General features: G+C 56.7%; 14 protein-coding genes. 8 read left to right on the top strand and 6 right to left on the bottom strand.

Features of this window, described 5'->3' with window-relative positions:
- Positions 1–100: 100 nt before the first annotated feature.
- The 3 genes from ovoA to ravA all read right to left on the bottom strand — a co-directional run bounded on the left by ovoA (position 101) and on the right by ravA (position 5,264).
- Entirely contained in the window at positions 101–2,239 is a 2,139-nt protein-coding gene (gene ovoA, locus NR201_RS16655; protein WP_256849982.1) for a 5-histidylcysteine sulfoxide synthase, read from the bottom strand.
- 71 nt (positions 2,240–2,310) lie between these two features.
- Positions 2,311–3,771, bottom strand: coding sequence for an ATPase RavA stimulator ViaA (gene viaA / locus NR201_RS16660; RefSeq protein WP_256849983.1), 1,461 nt, complete (start codon positions 3,769–3,771; stop codon positions 2,311–2,313).
- The gene (gene ravA, locus NR201_RS16665) at positions 3,768–5,264 is read right to left on the bottom strand and encodes an ATPase RavA (protein WP_010258850.1); all 1,497 of its coding nucleotides are present in this window, start codon (positions 5,262–5,264) and stop codon (positions 3,768–3,770) included. The genes viaA and ravA overlap by 4 nt, the downstream gene beginning before the upstream one ends.
- Before the next feature lie 291 nt (positions 5,265–5,555).
- On the opposite strand from ravA, the gene kup reads away from it, so the two are divergent.
- Positions 5,556–7,424 carry a low affinity potassium transporter Kup gene (gene kup / locus NR201_RS16670; RefSeq protein ID WP_010258849.1) on the top strand — a complete coding sequence of 623 codons (1,869 nt, stop codon included), beginning with the start codon at positions 5,556–5,558 and terminating at the stop codon, positions 7,422–7,424.
- Positions 7,425–7,439: 15 nt separating this feature from the next.
- Here the strand turns inward: kup and qseC are convergent, their stop codons facing one another.
- A complete protein-coding gene (gene qseC / locus NR201_RS16675) occupies positions 7,440–8,795 on the bottom strand; it encodes a quorum sensing histidine kinase QseC (protein WP_081114160.1) in 1,356 nt (451 codons plus the stop codon).
- Positions 8,783–9,454 carry a quorum sensing response regulator transcription factor QseB gene (qseB, locus tag NR201_RS16680; RefSeq protein WP_010258847.1) on the bottom strand — a complete coding sequence of 224 codons (672 nt, stop codon included), beginning with the start codon at positions 9,452–9,454 and terminating at the stop codon, positions 8,783–8,785. Before qseB ends, qseC begins: the two co-directional genes overlap by 13 nt.
- Positions 9,455–9,616: 162 nt before the next feature.
- Here qseB and NR201_RS16685 point away from each other — a divergent pair, with 162 nt between their 5' ends.
- From NR201_RS16685 to rbsR, 7 genes are all read left to right on the top strand, one after another.
- Positions 9,617–10,024 carry a YgiW/YdeI family stress tolerance OB fold protein gene (locus NR201_RS16685; protein WP_010258845.1) on the top strand — a complete coding sequence of 136 codons (408 nt, stop codon included), beginning with the start codon at positions 9,617–9,619 and terminating at the stop codon, positions 10,022–10,024.
- Between the two features lie 182 nt (positions 10,025–10,206).
- A complete protein-coding gene (gene rbsD, locus NR201_RS16690; RefSeq protein ID WP_256849984.1) occupies positions 10,207–10,626 on the top strand; it encodes a D-ribose pyranase in 420 nt (139 codons plus the stop codon).
- Positions 10,627–10,633: 7 nt separating this feature from the next.
- A complete protein-coding gene (gene rbsA, locus NR201_RS16695) occupies positions 10,634–12,142 on the top strand; it encodes a ribose ABC transporter ATP-binding protein RbsA (RefSeq protein ID WP_256849985.1) in 1,509 nt (502 codons plus the stop codon).
- Positions 12,139–13,110 carry a ribose ABC transporter permease gene (rbsC, locus tag NR201_RS16700; RefSeq protein WP_010258841.1) on the top strand — a complete coding sequence of 324 codons (972 nt, stop codon included), beginning with the start codon at positions 12,139–12,141 and terminating at the stop codon, positions 13,108–13,110. Before rbsA ends, rbsC begins: the two co-directional genes overlap by 4 nt.
- A gap of 25 nt (positions 13,111–13,135) precedes the next feature.
- A complete protein-coding gene (gene rbsB / locus NR201_RS16705; RefSeq protein ID WP_010672181.1) occupies positions 13,136–14,011 on the top strand; it encodes a ribose ABC transporter substrate-binding protein RbsB in 876 nt (291 codons plus the stop codon).
- A gap of 62 nt (positions 14,012–14,073) precedes the next feature.
- Positions 14,074–15,003, top strand: a complete 930-nt coding sequence (gene rbsK / locus NR201_RS16710; RefSeq protein ID WP_010258835.1) for a ribokinase — start codon at positions 14,074–14,076, stop codon at positions 15,001–15,003.
- Between the two features lie 13 nt (positions 15,004–15,016).
- On the top strand, positions 15,017–16,000 hold the full coding sequence (rbsR, locus tag NR201_RS16715; RefSeq protein ID WP_033759297.1) for a ribose operon transcriptional repressor RbsR: 984 nt from the start codon (positions 15,017–15,019) through the stop codon (positions 15,998–16,000).
- Here rbsR and mdtD read toward each other — a convergent pair.
- On the bottom strand, positions 15,997–17,397 hold the full coding sequence (gene mdtD, locus NR201_RS16720; protein WP_010258829.1) for a multidrug transporter subunit MdtD: 1,401 nt from the start codon (positions 17,395–17,397) through the stop codon (positions 15,997–15,999). The genes rbsR and mdtD overlap by 4 nt on opposite strands.
- Positions 17,398–17,912 lie beyond the last annotated feature (515 nt).

Below are 17,912 nucleotides of genomic sequence, written 5' to 3' on the forward strand. Positions count from 1 at the left end.
CATCCTCGTTATTGGTCTGCTTAAGTAAACAAGGATGAATGTGCAGCAAAATAGTGGTTCAGGCAACTCCCGGCAGCGACGGGCGTCGCTGCCGGTTCACTTAGCGTTTGCGCCAGACGGTGACCTGCGCCAGCGTATGCTGGAACTTGCGGGCCGTTTCGCGGATCACAAACGGTTTATCCTGCGGTTCGTCGACCAGGTCGAAGTCGGCCGCCAGCAGACGTTGCAGTGCCTGCAGCGTCGTGAGTGCCTCACCGTTTTCACGCACGCCGCCCAGCCAGTTCTCCTTCGGCGTGAAATCCTCCAGCCAGGTATAGGGCGATGAGAGCACCAGAATGCCGCCCTGACGCAGCATCGGCGTGACATCCCGCAGGAAGCGTGCGGGCTGACGCAGGCGATCGATCAGGTTGGATGCAAGTACCAGATCGTAACGGGCGGGTTGCGGCTTAAGGTTACAGGCGTCGCCCTGAACAAACTGAATCCGCTGCGCCAGTTCGCTCTCCAGCGCGAAATCTTTCAGGCGAACCTGGCGATACTCCACCAGATCGCCTTCCTGTGGCAGGAGATAACGGAAGTCTTCGCCGCTGGCCAGCTGAAGCGCCACATCGATGAAGCGCGCCGAGTAGTCCATGCCGGTGACACGTTCAAAGTGGCGGGCCAGTTCAAAACTGGCGCGTCCGGTGGCACAGCCGATATCCAGTGCCTCGCCGCGTGCTGTGGTGTAGTTCAGCGCCAGGTTTACCAGGCTTTCGGCATAGTTATCCACGCCGAAATAGCGCGGGCCATACTGGAAGTCGAGGTATTGCGACACCATGGCGTCAGATTCATACGGGTTCAGCACCATGGTTTCCTGATGGCTGGAAACCACGTAGCGGAAACCGGCATGCTGGAAGAAGTGGCGGCGGAACGCATAGCGTGCCGATTTCAGCGCTTCGTTGCCGGTCGATATCCAGCTACCGCCTTTGATCAGCGAATGTTTGCCATCAAAGGTCGGGGTAGAGAAATCATCGTAAAGCGGGTGGACTTTAAAATCTTCAAAGCCGTTGGTCGGCGTGGTCGTCCACTGCCAGACGTTACCGACGATATCGAAGAAGTCGCCCTGGGCGAAGAGATCGACCGGTGAAGAGGAAGCCCAGTACGCCAGGTTAATGTTGCCCGGTGCCCGATCCCAATCCGGCTGATCGCCCGCGACCTGTTCGCGCAGCTGAGCCCACTCCGCTTCACAGGGGAGCTGAACACTCATTCCCGTCTGATCCGCTTTCCAGCGGCAGAAGGCCGCCGCTTCCAGCTGGTTAACCTCGGCTGGCCAGTCCCACGGCATTGCGACTTCTTCACACATCAGACGCAGTTTAAGCTGATCGGGCATCGCAGGCGTGCCGACCCAGAAGGTGGGCATCTCCGCTTTTGCAAACTGACACCAGCCCCAGCCTTCGTCATCCCACCAGCGAGCGTCCTGATAACCCCCCGCCTCAACGAACGCCAGGAATTCCGCGTTGCTGACCAGCATTTTGCTCGCCCTGAACGGCTGCAGCGCGATCTGCTGGCGGCCATATTCGACATCCCAGCCATAGGTCTCGTCGGTTTTACCCAGCGTGACCGTGCCGCCGGGCATCGGCAGCAGGGTATTGGCCGGAACAGCCTCGCGCTGGTGGCGCGCCATCGGGCAGACCGGCCACGCGGGCTGGGGTTTCACCCACCCGACCGGTAACTGGCGTATCAGTACGCTGGACGTTTCCAGATGAATACGCTCATGCTCAATGCCCATCAGGATCACCCAGGCCGGACTCTCCCAGGTGATCGGCAGAGTCAGCGGCAGGGTCTGGATCAGATCGCTGACCAGCGCTTTAACGCGCCCGCGGTATTCGCGGACTTCTTCGACAGTGGGCCAGTCATAGTGGCTGTCGTTGAGATCGTCCCAGCTCATCTCATCCACACCAATCGCCATCATCGCTTCGATACGATCGTCCAGACGCGCGTCGATAAGGCGTCCGGCCATCAGCTTATTAATGTAGAAGGTAGCGGTGTGGCCAAAATAGAAGATTAAAGGATGGCGCAGCGGAATGGCTTTGGTAAACCAGGCCTGGGAATCGGCCAGACAGGTAAACAGACTTTCATACTGTTCCCAGGTCTGGTGGAAATAGGCCAGCAATTCGGCACGTTTTTGTTCAATGTTATGGCCGGAGAGCAGTAGCGTTCGCGTCGGCGCAGGCAGATCGCGATGAGGTTGAGCAAGCGTCACAGGAAGCTCCAGATTGCTGAGTAAGTGAAACGGTAATTTACTATAGCAAATATGCATTTCTGCCCGATGACTTAACGCCGCCAGTGACGCAGCAGACGGCTTTTCATGCCGGTATCGAAACGCCAGATATGGTCGAAGATGCGCAGAATGCCTGGTTTCCCGTGGGCCGACATAGCCACGGCGTGAAAACGTTGCTGATTATTTCGCTGACGCGTTTTAATGGTCCCGATCACCTCTTCCGGCAGACGCTGGGCAATAAAATCGGAGACGATCACTGCATCGGCTTCCTGCCACAGTGCACCTTCCATCCGGGTTACAACGGAAGAGAGGCAGGCTGCCAGATCGGTGCCGCCGCGAAAGCGCTGACTGAGAAAGCGAATCGCCTGTTCCAGCCCATCATCACCGGTCAGTTCATAGCCGATCACCTCATGCGCAAACAGCATGATGTAGCAGCGACGGCGATCGGCCAGCGCGACTTTCAGCAGCGCCAGACAAAACGCTTTGGCGCAGCGCTCATTGAAGCCACCCATCGAACCCGAGGTATCGACGCAGACGATGAAAGGCCCGCGTGGCTGCTCTTCATGCTGCTGGTGGCTGGCCGGACGCATCGTGACCTTTTCATGCCAGGCATCGCCCTGCAGCTTGTAGGTCAGCAGCCGTTTCTCTACCAGCCGCCGGTAAAACTCCAGCTCCAGTTCACTGATACTCAGCGCAGCTAACTCCGGCGGCAGCAGACGCAGAACGTCATCGCTCTGGTGAATGCCGCTGACCTCCTCCGGCACGGCCGCAGGTTCCTGCACCATATGGTGAAAGGCCTCCATAGGGGCATCCTGCGACGGCACCGATTTTGCCTCGCGGCTGCGACCCAGCTGCTGGGCCAGTTTCAGCAGCTCCGGCTGCTGCGCCAGAAAGTCGCCATATTGCAGCATCAGCTGATAGTCGCCAGGCTGCAGTGACGCTTTGCTCATGTCCCACAGCCGGCCAGCGGCGGCTTCGTCATCGTCGCCAAGAATCGGTGCCAGCTGACCGCTCAGCGCCATACGCTGCTGCAGTTCCGCCAGCAGGCGTTCGCGCTGCTGCTCCAGCAACGTCTGATTCAGCATCAGGGTCTGTAAGGTCAGGCTCAGCCGCCAGCGCTGTAGAAAAAGCTGGTGCTGCGCGCTGCTGAGATGGCTGATATCGGTGTGCTGCAGCAGCCGGTTGGCTTCATCCAGAAAAGGGGAAGGCAGGCTTTCAAGCGCCTGAAGTGTGGCATTCAGCTGGTGGCTGAATTCACGATCGCTGAGGAGTTGTACCCGCTGGAACAGCTGAAACTCTTCGGCCAGCGTGGCCGGAACCGGCGTGGCTTTGAGCTCAGCGTTGATCTCCGCTCGCCAGCGTGGCACATCGCGCAACAGCGCTTTTTTCAGCCCGGGAAACTTTTCAAAAAACAGCGCCAGCTGTGGAGACGCCAGCAGGGCAATAATCAGCTCTTCAATCAGTTCGGTTTCACCCACGGAGAGCAGTGTGCTGAGCGTCTCCAGTGGGATCATTTACGCGCCTGTTTCAACTGTTCCGCCACATCCTGCAGGCTGGTTTCAACGCGCGCCAGCCAGTCATCACTGATAAACAGGCAGCGCTGATGCTGGCTGAACAGATGACGCTGCGACCGCAGTTCACTCTCCAGTGCATCCAGCGCTTCGGTGATCTCACCGGGCAGCGGCTCGCTATTGCTGACGCCAGGCAGTGTCAGACGCGACGATTGCAGGCTGACATCACGGATAGCCAGGCAGTGCTGCGCATCCACCTGTAAATCCAGACTCTGCGCAAAGCCAATTCCATTGAGCTTGCCGCGAACCTCGCCCCCTTTCTGCAGCCACTGATTCAGTGCATCACGCGCGATAACCAGATGTGTTACCTGCATGTCATGCAGCATCAGTGGCTTTTGCAGCATCAGCGTCAGTTGCTCATCAGTGAAGCTTTCCGGCAGATCGTAATGGGGTTTGCGACTGAACATCCCACTGTGTTTTTCCAGGGTGATCGCCTGTGCGATGCTCTGTTGCTGCTGCAGAGCCATGCGACGCGCTTTTATCTGATGCAGTTTCAGCAGCATCGGCTGCTGCTGCCAGGCGTGCTGTGTCATCAGCTGATCGATTTCGCGCTCCAGCAGCTGCATGGACGCGACGTCGTGCCAGAGGCAATCTTTCAGCAGGATCAGGTCTATCGGCGCAATGGCGCTGCGGCCACTGTAAAAGGCGCTGGCCTGCAGCAGATGAATAGCTTTTTTCCAGCGACGATCGGAAATATAGGGCGCAGCGGGCTGGCTTTCCAGTTGCTGGCGCAGCTGATAAATCAGCTCGAACACCGCATCCGGGAGGCTGACCTGACTGATGCCGAGCTGCCACTGCGCATACTCCTCATCACTGATGCGCAGGGATTCCGCGACCGGATTGGTGTGCTCATCCTGCTGATGGGTCAGCATGCTGCGAAAGTTCTGCTTCTCATGCACATTATCCAGCCACAGGCGGATTAGCATCCGGTCATAGAGCGCTTCAAGGCCGCTGTCCGCTTCCGGCATTTCATTAGAGGCGGTGACCAGCAGACGCATCGGAATGGCCTCTTCGCTGTCGCCATTGCGGAAGCGGCGTTCGTTGATAGCGGTCAGCAGGGTATTCAGAATCGCCGGGCCGGCTTTCCAGATCTCATCCAGAAAAACAATCTCCGCGTCGGGCAGATAACCTTTAGTAAGGCGCTGATAGCGCCCTTCATCCTTCAGTGCCTGAATAGATAGCGGGCCAAACACCTCTTCCGGTGTGGAGAAACGGGTCATCAGATATTCAAAGGCGCGGGCGTGCTGAAAGGCATATTTCAGGCGGCGGGCAATCAGGCTCTTGGCGATGCCGGGCGGTCCCAGCAGGAATACGCTTTCACCGCTCAGCGCTGCCAGCAGGCAAAGGCGGATGGCATGATGTCGCTCATACAATCCTTTTTCTAACGCATTGCTAAGGCGAGAAATTCTTTCTGCCAAAAGATGGGGTTGAGCCATAATCACTTCAATGTCCTTACGATCGTCGGGCCGCCGCGCTTCAGCAAGCGCCTTACTCTATAGATCATCATGCGTGAAAGCGTTGATAGCTGTCAGCTTTTTTGTTTCATAAGGTTTGCCTGCTTTGAAAGCGGCGCTGATTAACGCTTTAATGCCTGAAACCACCCCGTTACCCTGGCAGACAGGCGAAGCGGGTATAGGAATTTTCGGCAAACCGTGCATACTGTGCGCTTTTTGATGGCCTGAGCGAGGGGTTGTTGCGCCTCTTAGACTCCAACAAAAGATAACTCTATGAGCTCGGATAATAAGCAGTCACTTCGCGGATTAACGCTGGCCGCTATTGGTGTTGTTTACGGGGATATCGGCACCAGTCCGCTGTATACCTTGCGTGAATGTCTCTCCGGACAGTTCGGCTTCGGCGTTGAGCGGGAAGCGGTGTTTGGCTTTTTGTCGCTGATTTTCTGGCTGCTGGTGCTGGTGGTATCACTGAAGTACATCAGTTATGTGATGCGCGCCGACAATGCCGGTGAAGGCGGTATTCTGACACTGATGTCGCTGGCGGGCCGCCATACGGGTGCACGCGCCACGGCAGTGCTGGTGATCATGGGCCTGATTGGCGGCAGCTTCTTCTATGGGGAAGTGGTGATCACGCCGGCCATTTCGGTGATGTCAGCCATTGAAGGTCTGGAGATTGCCGCGCCGTCGCTGGATCCCTTTATTGTGCCGATGTCGATTGCGGTGCTGACGCTGCTGTTTGCGATTCAGAAACATGGCACCGGCATGGTGGGCAAACTCTTCGCGCCGGTGATGCTGGTGTGGTTCCTGGTGCTGGCGATCCTGGGGGTCAGCGGCATCATGAAAAACCCGGAAGTGCTGCATGCGCTGAATCCCGCCTATGCGGTCGAGTTCTTCCTGCACTATAAATCTGTCTCATTCTTCGCGCTTGGCGCGGTGGTACTGGCGATTACCGGGGTTGAAGCGCTGTATGCCGATATGGGTCACTTCGGTAAAGTGCCGATCCGACTGGCCTGGTTCTCGGTGGTGCTGCCGTCGCTGGTCCTGAACTACTTTGGTCAGGGCGCGCTGTTACTCAGCGATCCCAAAGCGATTAAAAACCCCTTCTTCCTGCTGGCGCCGGACTGGGCGCTGATCCCGATGCTGATTCTGGCGACGCTGGCCACGGTGATTGCCTCGCAGGCGGTGATCTCCGGCGTCTTCTCGCTGACGCGTCAGGCGGTGCGACTGGGTTATCTGCCGGGGATGCGTATCATCCACACCTCTGAGCGCGAATCGGGCCAGATCTATATTCCGGTGATTAACTGGGTACTCTACTTCGCCGTGCTGATTGTGATTATCAGCTTTGAGCATTCAAGTAATCTGGCTGCGGCCTACGGTATCGCCGTCACCGGCACCATGGTGCTGACCGCGATGCTCTCCTGTACCGTGGCGGTTAAAAACTGGCACTGGAATAAGCTGGCGGTTGCCGTCATCCTGGTACTGATGCTCTGTATCGATGTGCCGCTGTTTACCGCCAACCTGGTGAAAATCTTCTCCGGTGGCTGGCTGCCGCTCTGTCTCGGCCTGGTGATGTTTATCATTATGACGACGTGGAAAAGCGAACGTTTCCGCCTGCTGCGCCGCATGCACGAGCATGGCAACTCCCTGGAGGCGATGATCGCGTCACTGGAGAAATCGCCGCCGGTTCGCGTGCCGGGTACGGCGGTCTATATGTCGCGTGCGCTGAATGTGATTCCGTTTGCCATGCTGCATAACCTCAAACACAACAAAGTGTTGCATGAGCGGGTGGTGCTGCTGACGTTGCGGACAGAAGATGCGCCTTACGTGCACAACGTGCGTCGCGTGACGATTGAGCAGCTGTCGCCCACCTTCTGGCGGGTGGTGGCCAGCTACGGCTGGCGCGAAACGCCAAACGTCGAGGAGATTTTCCACCGCTGCGGGCTGGAAGGGCTCAACTGCCGCATGATGGAGACATCGTTCTTCATGTCGCATGAGTCGCTGATTATCGGCAAACGGCCGTGGTATCTGCGCCTGCGTGGCAAACTCTTCCTGGCGCTGCAGCGCAATGCGCTCCGTGCGCCAGACCAGTTTGAGATCCCGCCAAACCGGGTGATTGAGCTGGGCACCCAGGTCGAGATTTAATCTGCAGCGCCCGCCTTACGGGGCGGGCGCTGACCAGCGCAGCATAACGCATAATCCGCCGCCCGAGCGCTGGCTGAAGCTGACCTGCATCCCGTGCAACTGGGCGATATTGCGGACTATCGATAATCCCAGCCCGCTTCCGCTTTTCTCCTGACCTGGCGGTCGCCAGAAACGTTCACCAAGCCGTTGCAGATCGGCTGCACTCAGACCTTCGCCGTTATCCTCTACCGACAGGCTATTCGCCTGAAGCCGCACATCAACTTCGCTGCCCGCTGGCGTATAGCGAATGGCATTATCCAGCAGATTACGCACCAGCAGTGACAGTAACAGCGGATGCCCCTGAATCTGCGGATCGGCGTCAGCATGCAGCCGCAGCGTGACACCCGTTTTATCCGCCAGCGGCAGCTGTGCAGCCAGCGTCTCCTGGACCGTGCGTTTCAGCGCCACCGTTTCGAAGGCGCTGCGTGCATCATCAGCTTCAACCCGTGAGAGCGTCAGCAGCTGATCCACCAGCCGGGTTGCGCGGATAATGCCGGCATCCAGTTGCTGTAGCGCATGGCTTCGCATCACTTCATCATCCGCAGTCAGCTGGATCACCTCGCTTTGCACCTGCAGCGCCGCCAGCGGACTGCGCAGCTCATGTGCGGCATCAGAGGTAAAGCGCCGTTCACGCTGCATCATTGCGCTGATGCGGCTGAACAGACCATTGAGCGCGACCATCAGCGGTTGCACCTCTTTCGGCACGCGGTCTGCCTGCAGCGGCGTATCATCATCGGGTGCGCGCTGCGCCAGCTGCTGTGCCAGCGTCTTCAGGGGGCGCAGTTCAGACCAGACCAGACCGATCAGCAGCAGCAACATAAAGGGCAGCGCGATCAGCCAGGGCAGCATGCTGGCTTTCATCAGATCCCGCGTCATGTCGTCACGGTATTCGGACTCCTGACCCACCACCACCCGGAACTGCTGGTCGGGCGTAGTCAGCCAGACAAACCGCCAGCGATCGTCATCATTGGTGAGCTGGCCCTCATGAAATCCCTGATACTCCGCCTCAAACGGCAGGTAGCGGCCATTGTCACCATCATTCATCACCTGCCGGCCGTCACGCGTGAAGACGGCAAAGGCCAGGGCGTCGTCATCCTGATCGCCGCGATGGTGGCGCAGTATCTCTTTGGTTTTAGGCAGAGTGGCGTTGTCCAGCGAGGAGAAATCCAGCGTCAGCAGACGCTTTGCCAGCAGCATCTGCTGGGTATCGAAGAGCTCATCAAGGGTTTCACGTGTCTGATGCCAGGCACTCAGGCTGGCGCTGGCCCAGCAGATCCCGAGCAGCAGCACAAAACCGATACCCAGCCGCAGAAACAGGCTCATTGATCGCATTCAGCCGCTCCCAGGGTATAACCGACGCCGTGCAGCGTGCGGATAAACTGGCTGCCCAGTTTTTTACGCAGATGATGAATGTGAACCTCTACCGCATTGCTGGAGACATCGGCGTCCCAGTTGTAGAGCTTCTCTTCCAGCTGGCTGCGTGTCAGCACCCGGCCCGGGTTTCGCATAAACAGTTCCAGCAGCGCCAGTTCACGGCTTTTCAGCGCAATCGCCTCACCTTCGCGCATCACACTATGGCTGCCGGGGATCAGCACCACATTACCGTGCCGGAGTTCGGGCTGCAGCTGGCCATGACGGCGGCGGATCAGCGCCTGTAAGCGAGCAGCCACTTCGGTTAAGGCAAAGGGTTTACACAGATAGTCGTCGGCTCCCAGTTGCAGGCCTTCGACCCGCTGATCGAGCGCATCGCGTGCGGTCAGTATCAGTACCGGTACATCTTTGCCCTGCTGTCGCCACTGCCGCAGAATATCGAGCCCATCCCGCTCGGGCAGTGAGAGATCCAGGATCACCGCATCCCAGGGCGCGGCCTCCAGCGCGTTAAAGCCCGCCTCACCAGAGGTAAACCAGTCAACGCTGAAGCCCAGTTTACTCAGCCCCGCCTTGATACCGTCGCCAATTAAACGATCATCTTCAATCAGTAAAATACGCATCACGTCTCCCTGTTCCGATAGCGCTTTATACGAAGCAACTTCCTGCTTGTACAGCTGATTTCGGCGAAAATAGCTTATTTTTGCCTCTTAAGAAGCTGTTAAGAACTTTATGGTCAACTAAGCTCAACAAGACGAACCACATCATGGAAAAGAGGTGACAAAATGAAAAAGCACGCTGCAATTCTGGCCGTCGTAATGCTGGCTTCCGCCCCGGTTTTCGCTGCACAGCAGGGTGGATTTGTTGATCCCAGTGCGCCAGCCGCACAGACGCAGGCAGCAGCCGGTCAGGGTGGTTTCAGTGCCGATCACACCAGTGTGGTGACCGTAAAGCAGGCTGAAGAGATGAAAGATGACAGCTGGGTCACCGTGCGCGGTAAGCTGGAGAAACAGATCGGCAACGAAGATTATCTGTTCCGCGACCAGACCGGCACCATGAAAGTCGAAATCGACCACAAGCACTGGAACGGCCAGACTATCTCACCTAAAGACAACGTCGAGCTGACGGGTGAACTGGATAAAGATTTCAACAGCATTGAGATGGACGTTAAGCAGGTTAAGAAACTGCCTTAATCCTCTCCTCCGGGGCCGCGTTCGCGGCCCTTTTTTCTGCCCCTCCCCCGACTTAATACAAATTTCTCCCCGCGTGAGCGAAACGTTTCGATAGCGATCACAGATTTCTTCTTTGCCGGTTGAGTTGATGGCGGCTTTTCATACACTCCTGACAGCGAAACGTTTCGCTGTGGAGTGAAAAGATGAAAAAAGGTCGCTTGTTAAACGCTGAACTCTCTCATGTGATTGCCCGCCTGGGACACACGGATACGCTGACGATTGCTGATGCAGGCTTGCCGATTCCGGCCGGACCGCAGCGCATCGATTTAGCGCTTACGCCGGGTACGCCCGATTTTATGCAGGTGGTTAATGCTGTCGCACTGGAGATGCAGGTAGAGAGCGCCCTGATCGCGGAAGAGATTAAGCAGCATAATCCGCAACTTCATAGCGCGCTTGTCGCCGTGCTCGAAGCCTTGCAACAGCACCAGGGGAATATCATCACCATCAGCTACACCAGTCATGAACAATTCAAACAACAAACGCAGCGTAGTCAGGCGGTCATTCGCAGCGGAGAGTGCTCTCCGTTTGCGAATGTCATCCTCCGCGCCGGTGTGACCTTCTGAGGCCGCTATGCAACCTTTACTGCAACTCGACGGCATTGAAAAATCTTTTCCGGGTGTGAAAGCCCTCAAGGGGGCGTCGCTGAATGTCCGGGCAGGACGCGTGATGGCGCTGGTGGGCGAGAACGGCGCAGGCAAGTCCACCATGATGAAAGTGCTGACCGGCATCTATCAATATGATGCCGGTACGCTGCGCTGGCTGGGCAAAGAGACCCGTTTCAGCGGGCCGAAAGCGTCTCAGGAAGCGGGTATTGGCATCATTCATCAGGAACTGAACCTGATCCCTCAATTAACCGTGGCGGAGAATATTTTTCTCGGCCGCGAATATGTCAGCCGTTTTGGCCGTATCCAGTGGCCGCGCATGTATGCCGAAGCCGATGCGCTGCTTAAACGGCTTAATCTGCGCTTCAACAGCCACAAGCTGGTGGGGGATTTGTCGATTGGCGATCAGCAGATGGTCGAAATCGCCAAAGTCCTGAGCTTTGAGTCGCAGGTGATCATCATGGATGAGCCGACCGATGCGCTGACTGATACCGAAACGCTGTCGCTGTTCCGGGTGATCAACGAACTGAAAGCGCAGGGCTGCGGCATCGTCTATATCTCGCATCGCATGAAAGAGATCTTTGAGATCTGCGATGACGTCACGGTGTTCCGCGACGGTCAGTTTATTGCTGAACGCCCGGTCAGCGAGCTGACTGAAGAGAGCCTGATCGAGATGATGGTCGGCCGTAAGCTGGAAGATCAATATCCCCATATTGATCAGACACCAGGCGAGGTGCGGCTGAAAGTGGAAAACGTCAGCGGACCGGGCGTGGATAACGTCAGTTTCAGCCTGCGCAAAGGTGAAATCCTCGGCGTGTCTGGCTTGATGGGCGCGGGCCGTACCGAACTGATGAAGGTGCTTTACGGCGCCCTGCCGCGTCGCGAAGGCACACTGTGGCTCAATGGTCGGGAAGTGGTGACGCGCTCACCGCAGGATGGGCTGGCTAACGGCATCGTCTATATCTCCGAAGATCGTAAGCGCGATGGCCTGGTGCTGGGCATGTCAGTAAAAGAGAACATGTCGCTGACAGCGTTAGGCTATTTCAGTCACGGCAGCGGCACGCTGAAACATGCGGCAGAGCAGCTGGCCGTGGGCGACTTTATCCGGCTGTTTAACGTTAAAACGCCTTCAATGGAGCAGCCCATTGGTCTGCTTTCGGGCGGCAACCAGCAGAAAGTGGCGATTGCCCGCGGGCTGATGACCCGGCCTAACGTACTGATTCTGGATGAACCGACACGCGGTGTGGATGTCGGCGCGAAGAAAGAGATCTATCAACTGATTAACCAGTTTAAAGCCGAAGGGCTGAGCATCATTCTGGTCTCCTCGGAAATGCCGGAAGTGCTGGGCATGAGCGATCGGATTCTGGTGATGCATGAAGGCCGTATCAGCGGCGAATTTACCCGAGAAGAAGCCACTCAGGAGAGCCTGATGGCAGCCGCCGTAGGCAAGCAACACAGCGAGGATTTAGTGGTATGACGACCCAAACTTTACCTGCCAGCCGTCGCTGGTTTAGCAAAAGCTGGCTACTGGAACAGAAGTCGCTGATTGCGCTGATGGTGCTGATCGCCGTGGTGGCCAGCCAGAGCCCGAACTTCTTTACCGTGGCGAACCTGTTCAACATTCTGCAGCAGACCTCGGTTAACGCCATTATGGCGGTCGGGATGACGCTGGTGATCCTGACTTCTGGTATCGACCTCTCTGTAGGATCGCTACTGGCCCTGACTGGCGCGGTGGGTGCATCGCTGGTGGGTATGGAGGTCAATGCCCTGGTCGCGGTGGCGGCGTCGCTGGCGCTGGGAGCGGCAATCGGTGCCCTGACCGGCACCATTGTGGCGCGCGGCAAAGTGCAGGCGTTTATCGCCACGCTGGTCATGATGCTGCTGCTGCGCGGTGTCACCATGGTCTACACCGACGGCAGTCCGGTTAACACGGGTTTTAATGCCAATGCCGATCTGCTGGGCTGGTTTGGTATTGGTCGTCCGCTGGGTATCCCTGCGCCGGTCTGGCTGATGGCGCTGGTCTTTATTGCTGCCTGGTACATGCTGCAGCACACCCGTCTGGGTCGCTATATCTATGCGCTTGGCGGTAATGAAGCGGCAACGCGTCTCTCCGGCATCAATGTGAATCGCGTCAAAATCATCGTCTATTCACTGAGTGGCATGCTGGCGGCGCTGGCAGGCACCATTGAAGTGGCGCGTCTTTCTTCGGCACAGCCGACAGCGGGTACCGGCTATGAGCTGGATGCGATTGCTGCGGTCGTGCTGGGCGGAACCAGCCTGGCAGGCGGTAAAGGGCGTATTTTCGGCACCCTGATTGGCGCACTGATCCTCGGCTTCCTGAACAACGGCCTGAACCTGATGGGCGTCTCTTCGTACTACCAGATGATCGTTAAGGCGGTAGTAATCCTGCTGGCGGTGCTGGTAGATAATAAAAGCAGTAAATAACTCTGACCTTACACAGGATGACATGATGAAAAAGTTAACCGCACTGGCCGTGATCCTTGGCGCAACGCTCAGTACCAGCGCTATGGCCAAAGATACTATCGCGCTGGTGGTTTCAACCCTGAATAACCCGTTCTTTGTTTCGCTGAAAGAGGGTGCGCAGAAAGAAGCGGACAAGCTGGGCTACAACCTGGTGGTGCTGGATTCACAGAACAACCCGGCGAAAGAGCTGGCTAACGTGCAGGATCTGACGGTTCGTGGCACCAAATTGCTGCTGATCAACCCAACCGACTCTGATGCTGTGGGCAATGCGGTGAAGATGGCTAACCAGGCGAACATCCCGGTTATCACGCTGGATCGCGTTGCGGCACAGGGCACCGTTGTCAGCCACGTCGCCTCCGATAACCGTTTCGGCGGTAAAATGGCCGGCGACTTCATCGCCAAAAAAGTCGGCGAAAACGCCAAAATTATCGAACTGCAGGGCATTGCCGGGACTTCTGCCGCCCGTGAGCGTGGCGAAGGCTTCAAACAGGCCGCTGATGCGCATAAATTCCAGATCCTCGCCAGCCAGCCAGCCGATTTTGACCGTACCAAAGGTCTGAACGTCATGCAGAACCTGCTTCAGGCACACCCGGACGTTCAGGCCGTATTCGCTCAGAACGACGAAATGGCGCTGGGTGCACTGCGTGCGCTGCAGACCGCCGGTAAAACTGGTGTGATCGTCGTTGGTTTTGACGGTACTGCTGATGGCGTTAAAGCGGTAGAAGGTGGCAAACTGTCCGCGACCGTGGCACAGATGCCAGACAAAATTGGCATGATCGGCGTAGATACCGCTGATAAAGTGCTGAAGGGTGAAAAAGTGAAGGCGATCAACCCGGTCGACCTGAAGCTGGTCACTCAATAACTCAAAGAAAAGCAGGGCACTGCGCCACCCTCCTGGTGGCGCACTTATTCCGGACTCCCCTAATGAGCAAAAACGCAAAACTGGCCGTTCTTGGCAGCATTAACGCTGACCACATCCTTAATCTGGCGCACTTTCCTCGTCCCGGTGAAACGGTGATCGGGCAGAATTATCAGATTGCGTTTGGCGGTAAGGGTGCGAATCAGGCTGTCGCCGCCGGTCGTGCTGGTGCCGATATCGCATTTATCGCCTGTGTGGGCGCTGACGACATTGGTGAACGTGTTCGTCAGCAACTGGCCCAGGACAATATTGATACCACGCCGGTCGAAGTGGTCGAGGGTGAGTCAACCGGCGTGGCGATGATTTTCGTCAATGGTGACGGTGAGAACAACATCGGCATCTACTCCGGTGCAAACGCGGCGTTAACACCCGCCTGCGTGACGCGCCATCAGCAGGTTATCGCCGACGCCGATGCACTATTAATGCAGCTGGAATCACCGCTGGAAAGTGTGCTGGCCGCCGCGACGCTTGCCCGACAGCATCAGACGCAGGTTATTCTCAATCCTGCACCCGCCACTCAGCTCTCAGATGAACTGCTGGCGTTGATCGACATTATTACCCCGAATGAAACCGAAGCCGAGAGTCTGACCGGCATTGCGGTCAGCAACGATGAAGATGCCGCCCGCGCTGCGGCAGTACTGCATGCGAAAGGTATCGGCACGGTTCTGATTACTCTGGGTCGCCGCGGTGTCTGGCTGAGCGAGCAGGGAGAAGGTCAGCGTATTGCTGGCTTCAGTGTTAAAGCTATCGACACCATCGCGGCGGGCGACACCTTTAATGGCGCCTTTATTACCGCGCGACTGGAGCAGAAAACGATGTATGACGCGGTGCGGTTTGCCCATGCCGCCGCTGCTATCGCCGTTACCCGCTCGGGTGCGCAGCCCTCCGTGCCGTGGCGCGCGGAGATCGATGAATTTTTGCAGCAGCAGGGCTAAGCATTTGAGCACCATGAAAGATGTCGCTCGCCTGGCGGGCGTCTCTACCTCCACTGTCTCGCACGTTATCAATAACAATCGCTTTGTTAGTGAAGGCGTGCGCGAAAAAGTTGAGCAGGCCATCCGCCATCTGAATTACGCCCCCTCTGCGCTGGCGCGCAGTCTGAAAATCAATCAGACGCACACGATCGGTATGCTTCTGACCACCAGTAGTAACCCATTTTATGCCGAAGTGGTGCGGGGTGTGGAGGAGAGCTGCTATCAGCGTGGCTACAGCCTGATTCTCTGTAACACGGCAGGTGATGAAGAGCGGATGAACCGCAGCCTGGAAACGCTGATGCAGAAGCGCGTCGACGGTTTATTGATCATGTGTACGGAAAGTCACCTGCCCTCGGCCGACATTCTGAACCGTTATCCCTCTATACCTGCCGTCATGATGGACTGGGCGCCGTTTGAAGGCCGTGGTGACATTATTCAGGATAACGCGCTGCTGGGCGGGGAGCTGGCGACTCAGCATCTTATCGACAGTGGTTATACCCGCATCGCCTGTATCGCCGGTCCACAGGATAAAACCCCGGCTCGTATGCGCCTGGAAGGTTATCGCAACGCCATGACAAAGAGTGGCCTGGCGATTCTGCCCGGCTATGTGGTGAATGGTGACTTTGAATTCCAGGGAGGCTACAACGGGATGGTCGAACTGCTGGCGCTGGAAACGCCGCCGGAAGCGGTTTTCACCAGCAACGATGCCATGGCGGTGGGCGTTTATCACGCACTTTACCAGGCCGGCATGCAGGTTCCGCAGCAGATGGCGGTAATGGGATATGACGATATCGAACTGGCGCGCTATCTCACTCCGCCACTGAGTACCATTCATCAACCGAAAGATGCGCTGGGTGAACTGGCGATAGACACCCTGCTCCATCGTCTCAGCAATCCCGACGCCAGTCAGCAAACGCTGGTGCTGACGCCGGAACTGGTGGTGCGTGGATCGGTTTAGCGCTTTTTCTTTTTGTCGCGATTACTGATCAGATTACGGCCATCGCCGTTTTTCAGCAGCATAAAGGTCAGCGCCGACAGTACTGTTACCACGCCCATGGTCATAAACGTGGCATGGAACTGTGAAATGGTGCTGGTTTCAAACTCCTGGTAGAAGCGCAGCACCGCGGCGCTGACGGCCACACCAAAACTGATCGCTAGCTGCTGAGTCACGGCCAGCACGCTGTTACCACCGCTGGCGTTATCATCATTCAGATCGGCCAGGGTGATGGTATTCATGGCGGTAAACTGCGTAGACATGGCCATACCGAGAATAAACAGCGGAAGTAATAGTACGATGATGCTTTCAGCGGGCGACTGCAGAGAGAAGCTGGCGATCAGAATGCCAATAATGGCGGTAATGCCAACCAGCAGGCGGCGGTAACCCAGCCAGCGCAGCAGTTGCGTCACCGTCGACTTCGCCAGTATTGAACCAATGGCGATAGGTGCCATCATGCAGCCCGCGATAATCGCTGAATAGCCAAAGCCGACCTGCAACATGAGCGGCATCAAAAAGGGCACACAACCGGTGCCAAGACGTGACGCGATGTTGCCACCGATGCCCACTGAGAACGTCCGGGTTTTAAACATCGGCAGATTGATCAGTGGCGAAGGGTGATTTCGGGCATGCACTATATAAAGAAGCAAAAGCACAATCCCGCTGAGTAATATCCCGCCCGCCAGCCAGGCGGAAACAATCCGCTCGCCAAACAGCTCAATCCCAATCGAGATCATCACCAGTCCAGCCCCGAACAATAAGAAGCCGAAAAAGTCGAAGCGGCGCTTCGGCGTGGTGAAGTCCGGCATATATTTGCGTGCGTAGATAATGCCGAGAATGCCAATCGGGATATTAATCAGGAAAATCCAGTGCCAGGTCGCGTAGGTCACCAGCACGCCGCCCAGCATTGGCCCCAGTATCGGGCCAACTAATCCCGGCATGGTGACAAAGTTGAGCACCGGCAACAGCTCACTGCGCGGATAGGCGCGTAACAGCGCCAGTCGCGCGACCGGCATCATCATTGCGCCACCGACGCCCTGTATGATGCGCGAGATGACCAGTACCTGGAGTGTGGGAGAAAGTGCACAAGCCAGCGAGCCCAGGGTGAACAGCGAAACGGCAACGATAAATACCTTGCGCGTGCCGTAGCGATCGGCGAGCCAGCCGCTGACCGGAATCAACATAGCGACAGTCAGGGTGTAACTGATGACGGCGGATTGCATGGCCAGAGGAGAACGGTCGAGGCTAGTGGCGATAGCGGGCAGGGCAGTATTCAGTATGGTGGCGTCGAGTGACTGCATGAAAAAGGCCATGGCAGCTATCCATGGCAAACCAGCCATGCTGCGCGCGGATTTTATCATTGAGTATCCTTCCTGGGGTTATCCTGCGAGAAGAAGCAAAATAATAGCACCCGCATTAAGCAACGGCAGGTCTCTTTACAACGTTTAATGGCGATTTTTGTGCGTTATTCCGTCATGAAACGTCTCTTTTTAAGCCGTTCGTTTAAAAAAGATGCGCTCAGCAAATTAATTCAAAGAAACGCTTGTCAGCCCGCGGAAACTCCCTATAATGCGCCTCCATCGACACGGAACACCGGCAACGGGAAGCGGGTTGAGAGGCACAGGAGACTGCGCCGCCGGAGAAAAACTTCTGAGAAAGAGGTTGACTCTGCAGGAGGAAAGCGTAATATACGCCACCTCGCGACAGGACGCTAACGCACTGTTCGCACTGCTCTTTAACAATTTATCAGACAATCTGTGTGGGCACTCGCAGGATTGATATCAGCGTCTCCGGACGTAAAAAAATATCAAGCCTCACGAGTGAACACATAATGAAATTCATTATGACGTTTTACAGATGAGCACCGCTTAACTTG

Source organism: Pantoea sp. Fr-CA_6 (assembly GCF_024520895.1).
Taxonomy (GTDB): Bacteria; Pseudomonadota; Gammaproteobacteria; order Enterobacterales; family Enterobacteriaceae; genus Pantoea; species Pantoea agglomerans.